13 protein-coding genes and 1 riboswitch are annotated in these 11,769 nt (G+C 41.8%); of the genes, 2 read left to right on the top strand and 11 right to left on the bottom strand.

The genetic code is table 11. The features are described from left to right. Positions 1–483 precede the first annotated feature (483 nt). The 11 genes from IYQ92_RS09695 to IYQ92_RS09745 all read right to left on the bottom strand — a co-directional run bounded on the left by IYQ92_RS09695 (position 484) and on the right by IYQ92_RS09745 (position 9,177). Entirely contained in the window at positions 484–693 is a 210-nt protein-coding gene (locus IYQ92_RS09695) for a hypothetical protein (RefSeq protein ID WP_195676454.1), read from the bottom strand. Beyond that, positions 683–970 carry a hypothetical protein gene (locus IYQ92_RS09700; protein WP_195676455.1) on the bottom strand — a complete coding sequence of 96 codons (288 nt, stop codon included), beginning with the start codon at positions 968–970 and terminating at the stop codon, positions 683–685. The genes IYQ92_RS09695 and IYQ92_RS09700 overlap by 11 nt, the downstream gene beginning before the upstream one ends. Positions 971–1,264: 294 nt before the next feature. Then, positions 1,265–1,567, bottom strand: a complete 303-nt coding sequence (locus IYQ92_RS09705; RefSeq protein ID WP_195676456.1) for an acetate kinase — start codon at positions 1,565–1,567, stop codon at positions 1,265–1,267. Then, positions 1,564–1,908, bottom strand: coding sequence for a cupin domain-containing protein (locus IYQ92_RS09710; RefSeq protein ID WP_195676457.1), 345 nt, complete (start codon positions 1,906–1,908; stop codon positions 1,564–1,566). Before IYQ92_RS09710 ends, IYQ92_RS09705 begins: the two co-directional genes overlap by 4 nt. Positions 1,909–2,021: 113 nt before the next feature. Further along, a complete protein-coding gene (locus tag IYQ92_RS09715) occupies positions 2,022–3,533 on the bottom strand; it encodes a zinc ABC transporter substrate-binding protein AdcA (RefSeq protein WP_195676458.1) in 1,512 nt (503 codons plus the stop codon). Between the two features lie 123 nt (positions 3,534–3,656). Beyond that, positions 3,657–5,054 carry a C69 family dipeptidase gene (locus IYQ92_RS09720; RefSeq protein ID WP_195676459.1) on the bottom strand — a complete coding sequence of 466 codons (1,398 nt, stop codon included), beginning with the start codon at positions 5,052–5,054 and terminating at the stop codon, positions 3,657–3,659. Between the two features lie 48 nt (positions 5,055–5,102). Next, positions 5,103–6,014 carry a DNA-binding protein WhiA gene (gene whiA, locus IYQ92_RS09725; RefSeq protein WP_195676460.1) on the bottom strand — a complete coding sequence of 304 codons (912 nt, stop codon included), beginning with the start codon at positions 6,012–6,014 and terminating at the stop codon, positions 5,103–5,105. Further along, entirely contained in the window at positions 6,011–6,985 is a 975-nt protein-coding gene (locus IYQ92_RS09730; protein ID WP_195676461.1) for a YvcK family protein, read from the bottom strand. The genes whiA and IYQ92_RS09730 overlap by 4 nt, the downstream gene beginning before the upstream one ends. Further along, positions 6,982–7,872, bottom strand: a complete 891-nt coding sequence (gene rapZ / locus IYQ92_RS09735) for an RNase adapter RapZ (protein ID WP_195676462.1) — start codon at positions 7,870–7,872, stop codon at positions 6,982–6,984. Before rapZ ends, IYQ92_RS09730 begins: the two co-directional genes overlap by 4 nt. Continuing rightward, positions 7,872–8,618, bottom strand: a complete 747-nt coding sequence (locus tag IYQ92_RS09740; protein ID WP_195676463.1) for a DUF1003 domain-containing protein — start codon at positions 8,616–8,618, stop codon at positions 7,872–7,874. The genes rapZ and IYQ92_RS09740 overlap by 1 nt, the downstream gene beginning before the upstream one ends. Before the next feature lie 172 nt (positions 8,619–8,790). Further along, the gene (locus IYQ92_RS09745) at positions 8,791–9,177 is read right to left on the bottom strand and encodes a RidA family protein (protein ID WP_195676464.1); all 387 of its coding nucleotides are present in this window, start codon (positions 9,175–9,177) and stop codon (positions 8,791–8,793) included. A gap of 144 nt (positions 9,178–9,321) precedes the next feature. Beyond that, positions 9,322–9,366, top strand: a riboswitch (PreQ1 riboswitch). Positions 9,367–10,000: 634 nt separating this feature from the next. Here IYQ92_RS09745 and IYQ92_RS09750 point away from each other — a divergent pair. Both IYQ92_RS09750 and IYQ92_RS09755 read left to right on the top strand, forming a co-directional pair. Then, entirely contained in the window at positions 10,001–10,984 is a 984-nt protein-coding gene (locus tag IYQ92_RS09750; RefSeq protein ID WP_195676465.1) for a nucleoside hydrolase, read from the top strand. Next, positions 10,981–11,529: an ECF transporter S component gene (locus tag IYQ92_RS09755; protein ID WP_195676466.1), complete on the top strand. Its 549-nt coding sequence runs from the start codon at positions 10,981–10,983 to the stop codon at positions 11,527–11,529. The genes IYQ92_RS09750 and IYQ92_RS09755 overlap by 4 nt, the downstream gene beginning before the upstream one ends. Positions 11,530–11,769 lie beyond the last annotated feature (240 nt).

An 11,769-nucleotide genomic window follows, 5' to 3' on the forward strand; every position in this document is an offset into this window, starting at 1 on the left:
ATAACTCTGCTTGAAGCAGGTCATTCATAGCTGTTTCAAGAGAAGTACGGAAAAATTCATCAATATCTTGCTTTTGGGCTAGGAAGTTAAGTAGTTCTGTGGTAAACTGAGTCATAGGAATAAATCTCTTTCTAGTAATGTTTCGCAACTCTACTATAACGGATTTATTCCTTTTTGTGTTTACACAACTTATACTGAATACAAGTTGAGACTGAGTTTGAGTCGGTGACGGCTCATTCAAAGAGCGCTCTGTTTGAGTGTTAAGTAGAGGTGCTGCCTCCTGGGCTTTCTCAGGTTAATCCCCGATTGGGTTCTCAGCTTTTACTTTAGGAGACAGTTGATTGACTGGTAACAGTTTTCTCAAAGGTATTGGTTAGCAATACAGGGTCGACTCTGCCTTGAAACTATCTAAACAGCCCGAACTAATTTTGCTCCTATTGTTCTATAAAAGCCTTAACATTTGTTGCTAAGGCTTTTCTTGTGTTATTTAAATAATTTTATATAATCGCTTCTTGAGGGAAGTAGGTGTGTCACGACAACTTCTTCTCTCATATCGTCAATGAAGTACAGGGCAATATACTCTTTTTTGTTAGCATATTCTTCTGAAAAATTTGTTTTTATGTAGTCGAAAGTATCATTTATTTTTTGGAATACAATGGGGAGGATTGTTACTTGATACTTTTTATAGTCCAAAACGTGCCCTCGCTTCCTCAAGAGAAATCCCCTTACCAGCTTCATAGTCATCAATGCTTTGTTTTACTTCTGCTTGAAGTTGCTTAAATAATTGCTCTCTTTCTAGCTCTTCTTCGCTTAGCAAGTCTATTTCATTGGTAACAACAACATTCTGCAAAAATAACCTTAGGGCATGCGACAATGTCAAATTATTTTTATTTAAGACCTCTTTAGCTTCACTTACTAAATCTTTATTAGCTTGAAAAGTGACTGCTCTATTTTTTTCTGCTACTACCATTTTATGTAACTCCTTTATATAATTTACTTAATTATCTCACATACATAAAAAAACACTCTCTTATGGAATGAATTTCATTGTTTTATAAAGCTCCGAAACCTAAATTTTTAGTACCTTTTTGGTACCATAAGCATTTAATAACGTTTAATACGTGTAAGATTTTTTGAGATAAATCACTTAAAAAACCTTATTTTTAGGGATATTAACCAACATAATCTACAAGTTTTGGTTAATACGGTCTCAAATAAGACTTCAAAAAGAGTCGCAACCTCGGTTGCAACTCTCTTTTTGTACCTAAAGTTCCAGCTGTAAAAATTGGCACCTTTCGATAGCAAAAATCGAATGAACTGTCTGAGCTGGGATGGTCAGCAGGTCTCCTTCTACCAAAAGTTCTTCCTTCCCATCCATTTTAAGCTGGAGCTGTCCGTCAAGGATTTGGAGTAATTTAATTTGCAGACTGCTTTCATTGCTGATACTTTCGTCTTTAGCCATAGCGTAGATGGTGATAGCCTTGTCAAGCTCAAGCTTTTTAGATAAGGAGCGACTGCTGATTTGGTAATCGTGATAGCTTACTAAATTCTTGAGATTAACCTTCATTTATCCACCTCTGGTTTGACAACCACGAGTAACATTTGAAAGGCTTCCTTGGCGTATAAGCTATGAGGAACATTGGCTGGCATGACGATACTCTCTCCTGCTGCTACTTGAAAGATTTCCTCTCCAATGGTAATCTCAGCTAGGCCAGATAAAACATTGACCATAGCATCTCCTGGTGAGCTGTGGCGACCGATTTCCTGGTCCTTGTCCAAGGAAAAGATAGTCATGCCCAAATCTTTACGCTGCACTAATGTTCTAGACAAAATTTGCTCTTCTTCAACGGGCACCTCTTTTTTCAAATCCAAAACAGTTGATTGTTTTATTTTTTCGATATAAGCCATAATAACCTCCTTCTAATTGCCTTTATTTTATCACAAATACCAAATTTCTGTAATCACACCTGTAAACAAAAACAAGACCACGGCTGATCTTGTTTTGTCCTGTTATCTTGTGATTAGTGGGCTACGATTTCTTGAGCGATATCGTGTCCTGAAAGGTTTGATGGGTAGTACGTTGGCCAATTATCCATTTCATCAAATAGTTTTTCTTGGCTGTCACCGCCCCAGAAGAGGTGGAAATGTTCTGCTTTTTGACTCTTAATACCGTGGTCACTGAATTGGACATATTTGAATTCGCCAGCGTCAGCTTCTTTGGCTTCAAACAAGTAGCGCACGCCACGATTGCCCTTCTTATAAGTTAAGATTTTATAACCTTTGTACTTGTATGTGTAGGTTTTCTTCTCACCATTACGAACAAAGGTCATAGTGTTTTTCTTACCGTCAATCGTGATTTGGTTAACATCTGTCTTGTAGCCTGTTGTGTAATATGCTTTGTACTCTGCGGCAGTCATGTCTTTCTTAGATTTTGCCTTATAATCCCAAACCTGGTCAAGGGTTCCATCTTGAAGATATGGGTAAACAGATTGCCAGTCGCCAGTCCAGTTAGAGAGCTTGCGGTCTGTGACATCTTTGGTCTTGAAGTAACCGTTTGCTACGGTTTTGCTGGTATCTTCTTCTGCCTTGATGGCTTTACCTTTGACAGAAGTTGTCTTTTGAAGAGCCTTCAAGTTCTCTTTCATGACTGAAATGTAATCTTCACCAGCCTTAATTTGCTTGTTGGTTAGGCTTTCAATTGGGTTGAGAACAGCTGTTTTAACGCCTGCTTCATTGGCTAACGTTTTAGCAACCTTGCTTGAGGCATTTTCTTCAAAATAGATATAGCGGATGTCATATTTTTTGATGTATTTTGAGAGTTGAGCTAAGCGTTTAGCTGATGGCTCTGCTTCTGCTGAAACTCCTGTAATTGGGATTTGGTTCAAGCCATAATCAAGCGCCAAGTAGCCAAAGGCCGCGTGTTGAGTGACGAAGCTGGTTTGTTTAACATTTGAGAGAGCTTTTGAATATTCCTTATCCAAAGTTTCCAATTTCTTGATGTAGGCGTCAGCATTTGCTTCAATGGCTTGCGCTTGGTCTGGATAATCTTTGGCAAAACTATCACGAATATTTTTCACAACTTGGATGGCGCGCTGTGGTGACAACCAAACGTGTGGGTCATAGGCATGATGATGTCCTTTATGACCTTCCTCGTGCTCCCCTTCACTTGAGCCAGCTGCCAAGAGCATATCACCTGTACCTTTGACAATTTGCAACTTGTCTGATTTGACAGACTTGCTGACGCTTGGCACCCAAGTTTCCATGTTTTCATTCATGTAAACAAAGGCATCTGCATCCTGGATTTTTGCGACATCTTTGGTTGATGGTTCAAAGTCGTGAGGTTCAGTCCCTGCTTTAATGAGCATGGACACATCAGCCTTGTCTCCCAAAACATTTTTGGTAAATTCGTAGACAGGATAGAAAGTTGTCACAACCTTCAATTTACTATCAGCCCAAGCCTGCTTTGCTTGAGTAACTTGCCAAGTCATAAAGACAGCCAACAAGCTGACCAGTAACAATAGTTTCTTCTTCATGATAACTCCTTTTTTATCATTAACCAGTTAATGTTTTACCAGTTAATTATATCAAACAAAAAATATTTTGCAAGGTTTTTTTAAGAAAAAAAGCAAATTCATTGCTGAACTTGCTTTTGAAGATTAGTCGCTAACCGCAAATCGATTGGTCATAAGGTTGCTGGCATCAAAGAGAATCTTGTTTAAGAGGGCTTGGGTTTCTGCCTGAACAAAGTCACTCATAGCCTGATTTTCCGCCTCAAAGTCTACCGCACCGCCATTTTCCAAAAAATCATCCACACGGTTAATCATGGCATGTCCTTGCGCCATAGTCTTTTCGACATAGGCCTCAATGTCGCCGTCATGATGATGAAAATGAGGGTCCGCCAAACCTGCAATCAAGCGGTTCATCCAGTAGAAATTATCCGTCGAAACATCTGCTGTCGTGTTGGCAAAGTAGGCTGGAGTTGTTGACACCTGCGTGAAGAAAGGCACCATTGTCCCAAACGGCATAGAACCATAAGAAATCCACTGAATGCCTGTCGTTTCGTGTGGGCAATCTGGGCGGAGCTGCAAAATAGCCGTCTGGCTAGTACGATTGATACCGATGGTACGGAAAGTGCGCTGGCTGACGCTGTCACCTTCTGGTCCGTATGGGTCATAAATCGTGTCTTGATAATGATTGCTGAGGATGTACTTGACATCTTCAATGGTAATTTTGCGATAAGGTTTTTGGCACCATGGAATGAACATGCTACGTGGATCTTGCTCGATTTCTGGGTTCAAGAAGCGTTGAATAGCCCAGGCACGCGGAGTGTTGTAATGACGGTCTTTGTCACGTTGGCTACCAAAAGCATAACGCGGATTGAAATGCTCATTGAAATAAGTTAGATCAAGATGGTGCTTGTTGATAAAATCACGTAAATCAGCTGAGCACATATAATCATCAGGATTGTTAAATTCAAAATGGTCAATCCCCAACTGATTTGGATTAGTAACGTAAGCATCGTCTGGTACACGGCGGGCAATCCAGTGGTGACCACCGATGGTTTCTAGCCACCAGATTTCTTCTGTATCTGCAAAAGCAATGCCATTGGATTCATAGGTACCGTATTCTTCAAGAATAGCCCCCAAACGTTCAACACCTTCACGTGCTGTCTTGATATAAGGAAGAACCAAGGTCAGCATGTCTTCTTCACCGATACCTGAGGCAACAAGCGGGTCAGCTCCTAGCACACGCGCATTGGTCGTGATAGTTTCTGTCTCACTCATGGCGACGTTGACTTCGTTGATACCCGCTTCACCCCAGATGCCATCTGTCCCAAGAGCATCTGGAACTGATGTGTAACGCATTGGATTATCAGGCAAATCAATTTCAAAACTAGATAGGACTGATTTGTAGTGACGTGGTTGGTCATCTGGATTAACTATGATGAATTTTTTAGGGGTGAAATCCCCATTTTGTGAATCTTCGGTACGTGCTATGATGGTTGAGCCATCGTGAGAGGCCTTTTTACCGACTAGTATTGTTGTACAAGCCATTATTTTCTCCTTTGATATAAAATGTTCAGCTGTAATGCCAACCGAACTTTACAATTCATCTGCAATTTTATTGATTTTGCGCAAGCGATGGTTAACCCCACTCTTAGTCAGCGGCGTTTCCAAGCTATCTGCAATTTGTTGGATGGAATAATCTGGATGAGCCACTCGAATCTGCGCCACCTGACGAAGGTCACTAGGGAGGGCGTCAAATCCAATGGTATCTATGATTTTAATGATATTATTGATAGTTTTCATGCTGGCGGTGATGGTCCTAGCAATATTTGCTGTCTCGACATTGTTGGCTCGGTTGACCTCATTACGGGTCTCGCGCATGATTTTGACTTCCTCAAATGCTTCTTTAGCCTTCATAGCCCCGATGACAATGAGAAAATCCATGATATCCTCAGCCTTTTGCAAATAGGTCACTGCTCCATTTTTATGCTCAATCACTTTGGCATCTAGCATGAATTTTTGCATGAGCTGCGCTAGCCCTTCCGCGTGGTCCAAATAGACAGAGAAGATTTCCAGCTGGTACTTACCAGATTCCGGATCGCGAATTGTTCCCGTTGCCAAAAAGGCGCCACGAAGATAAGACCGCCCCTGTTCATCATCCTCCAAGACACTCTGCTCAATCCCAATTTCAATCCCAAAGAAAGAATCCGCCAACTTTAAGTCAGACAAAATTGTCTCAACATCCTTGTCCATGAAAACAGTGTAAACACGATTCTTTTTGAGATTGGTCTTTTGATGATACTTGATTTCTGGCTGGATGTCATAATTTGACTCCAGCAGATTGTAGATGTGACGTGCAATTTTAGCATTTTCAGTCGTGATTGAGAGTGTCAATCCCTGACTAGTCAGTCCGAGACTTCCTGACATTTTGATAATGGCAGCTAGTTCATCCTTGTCCACATCTGGCAGATTTAACAATTCTTCCTTGACGGTGACGGTGAAACTCATAGACGCTTACCTACCAAGTCCATCAATTCTTCAACCACTAGGTCACCATGGTGAAAAGCTCCGCCCTTTTCCAAACGAAGGAAATTTGATGAAATCACGCGCTTGGCCTGCTTCATCAAACCTTTGAAATCGTGGTCAACCTGAACCAAATATTCATCAAAATCATTGGTTTCCATATATTCTTCCGGCACCTTCTCAATATTAACCAGCACCGTGTCAATGACATCCCGCCCCAAATGGCGGTTAAGCACCTCAACGTGGTCGGCATCCGTAAAATGCTCGGTCTCGCCACGCTGAGTCATAATATTACAAACATAAGCCACCTCCGCTTTTGTCTCCAAAAGCGCCTGCTTGATTTCTGGAATAACCAGATTAGGCAAAATAGAGGTGAAAAGCGAACCAGGTCCAAGCACAATCATGTCGCTGTTCATGATAGCATCTACCACACGACGGCTGGCTTTTGGCGTATCGTCATTATAAGTATTAGTCACAAAAACATGGTCAATCATTCCCTTATAATCAGCAATGTGACTCTCACCAACGACCTCATGACCATCTTTGAAGACTGCATGAAGCGTCAAGGCTTGTTCACTCGATGGATAGATTTTACCTGTGATATGGAAGAATTTGGTTAAAATCTGCATGGCATTGTAAGTTGAGCCCTGCATCTCTGAAATACCTGCAATGATAAGATTGCCAAGCGGATGTCCAGAAAAATCACCATCTCCTTCGGCAAAACGGTACTGGAAAATCTTTTCGTAGAACTTAGGCATGTCGCTCATTGCCACAAGCACATTACGAAGGTCACCAGGAGGTGTCAACTGCATGGCGCTACGCAATTCTCCCGAAGACCCGCCGTCATCGGCAACGGTGACCACGGCTGTAATATCGGCATCTTCCGAGCGAAGACTATTGAGGATAACGGGAATCCCGGTCCCGCCACCAATCACTGTAATTTTAGGCTTTCTCATGAGCGATTCACCGTTTCCTTACGTCTATCTTTGTCGCGATGGCTTTCATTGACAACCCAGTCGCCCTTCAAGTCTTGGGCTAGGCGGTGGGCAAAGGCGGTGCTTCGATGTTGACCGCCGGTACACCCAACTGCGATGGTAAGCACTGCTTTTCCTTCCTTTTGATAGCCCGGTAAAATTGGTTTAAGCAAGTTAAGCAAGCTGTCATAGAAGGCTTGTGATTCGTCAAATTTCATGACAAAGTCATAAACCTCAGCATCCAAGCCTGTTTTTTCGCGAAGTTCTGGTTGGTAATATGGATTTGGCAAAAAGCGCACATCAAAAACCAAATCAGCATCTAAAGGCAAGCCATATTTGAAGCCGAAACTCATGACCTCAATGCGAAAAGAGGCTTGATTTTGGTCACTTGAAAATTGTTCGGAAATGGCCTTGCGAAGCTGTCGTGGGGTTAATTCGGTAGTATCGACTACGTTTTGACTCATGCTTTTTAGGGGAGCCAATAATTCACGTTCTAAGCGAATCCCATCCATAACACGACCGTCTGCTGCGAGGGGGTGACTACGTCTAGTTTCTTTGTAGCGTGAGACGAGTTCCTCATCCGTTGAATCCAAGAAGAGAATCTTAAAATCAATATTATCCTTGCCCTCAATACGGTCCAAGATAGAATTGATTTCGGTGAAAAATTGACGGCTACGCATATCAACCACAAGGGCAACACGGTTGGTTTCTCCTGCCTGCTCAACTAAGTCCAAAAACTTGGGCACAAGCGTTGGGGGCATATTATCAATCGTGAAATAGCCTAAATCTTCAAAAGACTGGATGGCTACTGTTTTTCCCGCACCACTCATACCAGTGACAATAACAAGTTTAATCGTTTCTTTTGCCATTATTGGTCTCCTTTTGTCGTTAATTTGGCTAGCGACTGGGCTAGCTCTTTATTTTGATGTTGAAGGTCTGCCACTTGTTTGGTCAATGAGACCAGCATTTCAGTTTGCAATTTTTGAATGTCTAACAGGTCTGACTGGTCTTGTTGAACCAAGTGGTCGATTTTGGTGTGCAATAGGCGTACTCCTTCTTCCGATTTTTTATTAACTTGATAATCATTCTTAGCTTGCAAGCGGTCATAATCTGACGTTCGATTCTGACTCATCATAATCAAGGGAGCCTGAATGGCAGCAATGGTTGACAGAGCCAGGTTCAGTAGAATAAATGGATAGGCATCAAAGGCGATTCCGAAGGGTTTGACCACATTGACAGCCATCCAAATAATCATCAAAGCAACGAAACTAATAATAAAAGTCCATGACCCACCAAAACGTGCCATTGCATCCGCAATACGTTGCCCTAAGGTGATTTTTTGATCCCATTCTTCCTGAACATCGACGGTTGCATACTGGGTATTTTTACTAATATCATAGACTGTCTCTCTGACATAATCATTCTTCCTGTTAGCTTTAGCGATGATTTCTCTGAGAAAAATCAGTCGATAGGATGCCAAGTCATCATGATTGATAAACTGGTTCATCGTCCAATCGGGATGTGCTTTTAAAATAATTTCTCGAAGCCGAACATCCAACTCTGACAAGTACAATCCCTCATCACTAATTCTCTTTTGCTCACCATTAGTCTGCATACTAGACCTTCTTTCTGCCTTTTATTATACCAAAAATATGCCCGCTTGTAAGGGCACACTGGTTCTAAAGATAAATGGGACTGACATCATTCTCCTCAAACACTAGGTTAGCAAGATATTGAAGTTAAAAAATAGGTCGGACACTTGGTCCAACCTTACTGTTTGATAGCAATTAGTCTTTGCCAAGATAGGCAATGACTTCAATTTCAACTTTGACATCTTTTGGTAAGCGAGCTACTTCAATGGCTGAACGCGCTGGGAAGTCTGCTTTAAAAGCTGTCGCATAAACTTCGTTAAAAGGAACAAAGTCATTCATATCACTGAGGAAACAAGTTGTTTTCACCACATGGTCAAAATCTGTACCTGCTTCTGCCAAAATAGCTGTGATGTTTTTCAAAACTTGTTCCGTTTGCTCTTGAATCGTTTCACCAATGACTTCACCTGTTGCTGGTGACAATGGTACTTGACCTGACGCAAATAAAAAATCACCAACAACCTTACCTTGCACATAAGGACCGATTGCTGCTGGGGCATTATCTGTATGAATTGTTTTTACCATAATAATCTTCTCCTTGATTGTAGTGCTATCATTATAACAGATTTTTCTGAAAATTTAAACAGTTTTTTCGTTAAAAATTGACAAAAGAGGTTTACAAGGATTCCTATCCATATTATAATAAGATTCGTGCATAATCGGGCTTAGCCCGGACTGGTTCGAAAACTTCCCAGAATAAAAAACTAAGTGACTGAAAATGACGCCGAATTTAGTTTGCCTAAATTCACTTTTTCGTGTGATCTTGGTTAGCCAAGGTCATTTTTTATTTCTTATTTTTGATACTTTCCTTAAGTAGTGCGGACGTGAGCAGCTCCCTACGGGATCTCATCACTAAACTTTGAGCCCAAAGGTCTCAAAGTTCCCGTAATTAGTAAGAACTATGCCCTTACTAATTATTCCACTACGGCGAAAAGTATCTCGGTGGCTCGCTTCGCTCGGGCTGACGCTAAAAATAGGAACTATAGGCATACTTTTTCACCGTAGTGAACAGACAATAGCAGCCTTGTTATGATTGCCACGGAATTTTGGAGAGAGAAGTAGTTCAGTGGACTATTTCTGCCTGAGCCTTAGAGTAAAAAAGCGAAGGGCTCCAATTTTGCGATAGAACTCGTTTAATGTTCGTTTGCGTCCGCACTACATACGACACGAAACAAGTGACATCGATACTATGTCACTTGTGTAGTTAGTAAGGTAACTAGGCAATTCGCCATAGTGATTGCCGTGAGAGTAGGACAAAAATCGCGAAGACGGAGTCTTCGATTTTGTCGTCCCACCTCCGCACAGTTGAGAAAAAGTAACACAAAATTTCAAAAAAGAAAAGAGTTTTATGACTAAAGAAAAAATTATCATTGACTGTGATCCTGGTATTGATGATACTTTGGCGCTTATGTATGCCATTCAGCACCCAAAAATTGATGTGGTCGCTATCACCATCACCGAAGGAAATTCCCCTGTCGAGTTGGGCTTGAAAAATACCTTTGTGACACTTGAGTTGCTCAATCGTCGTAATATTCCTGTCTACGTTGGGACTAATGAGCCTTTGGAACGCGACTTCGTTTCTGCTCAAGACACCCACGGTATGGATGGACTCGGTGAGAATGATTTTGAACTGGCTGAGCCGATTATTTATCAGGAGCAATCTGCAGCAGCATTTCTTGCTGACTACTTCAGCAAACAAACTGATACTTCCATCATCGCCCTCGGTCCCTTGACCAATATTGCTCGCGCATTAAAAGCAAATCCTCAACTTGGTCACAACTGCAAACGTTTCGTCAGTATGGGTGGTAGCTTCAAGTCACACGGCAACTGCTCACCTGTGGCGGAATACAATTACTGGTGTGACCCCCATGCTGCCCAATACGTTTTTGCTAACCTTGGCAAAAAAATTGAAATGGTTGGACTGGACATCACACGCAAGATTGTTTTCACCCCAAATCACTTGGAATACATGAAGCGTATCAATCCTGAAGTTGCTGACTTTGTCGGCAAGATTACAGGATTTTACTTCGATTTTCATTGGCATTACGAACATATCATTGGCTGCGTCATCAATGATCCGCTAGCGCTAGCTTATTTCATAGATAAGAATATCGCGTCAGGTTTTGACAGCTATACCGATGTCGTCTGCGAGGGCATTGCCCTTGGTCAAACCGTCGTGGACCAATACGACTTCTACCACAAACCTGCTAACAGCACCATCCTCACTTCAGTTGACACCGTACTTTTCTGGAATGATTTCATGACCGTCCTCTTGCACGCCCAAAAATCTGTCGTTGCACACGACTTAGAAACATTAGGACTCAATTCATGACAAAATCACCCGCTCGCTTGATTGCTTTCTTTGCAATTGCTATCGCTATCAACATCGTTGGCGCTAACATCGCCCTCTTCCTTCGCCTGCCTATCTACCTTGACACCATCGGGACGCTCCTAGTTGCTGTGGTGCTCGGTCCTTGGTATGGTGCCGGCGCAGCCATTCTCAGCGCCCTCATCAACTGGATGACCACTGACATCTTCTCCCTCTACTTCTCGCCCGTTGCTATCGTGGTTGCTCTTGTGGCTGGTTTTACGGTTAAGAAAAATAGCAGAGCTGTCAGCCTACTTTGGAAATCTTTGGTCGTTTCCCTCCCAGGAACCATCGTTTCCTCCCTCATCACCGTCATCCTCTTCAAAGGAATCACCTCAAGTGGCTCAGCCATCCTTGCCCAATTCCTCCACGGACTTGGACTTGATATGACAACAAGTCTTGTAGCAGTCCAAGCAGGAACTGACTATATTGACCGTTTAGTGTCACTCTTAATTGTCATGGCGGTTATCAAATTACTAGAAAAACAAGTACCGAATTTAATCAAATAATCACTCTAATCTCATTCTCTTTGAATGGGATTTTTCCATAACAAAAAAAGGCTCTATAATTTCTGTAGTGGGTAAAACCACTGTAGAGATTATAGAGCTTTTTGAATGCAGATAAAAAGTCCCATAAGAACTATAATGAAAAGCAAGCAAACTATCATTAGGAAGAACTTATGAGACTTATTAAGAATACCACAGAATTAATCGGAATTAAAGACCCTAACATCATTATTTCTCTTGTTT

The sequence above is a fragment of the Streptococcus sp. HF-1907 genome (assembly GCF_015594605.1).
GTDB lineage: Bacteria > Bacillota > Bacilli > Lactobacillales > Streptococcaceae > Streptococcus.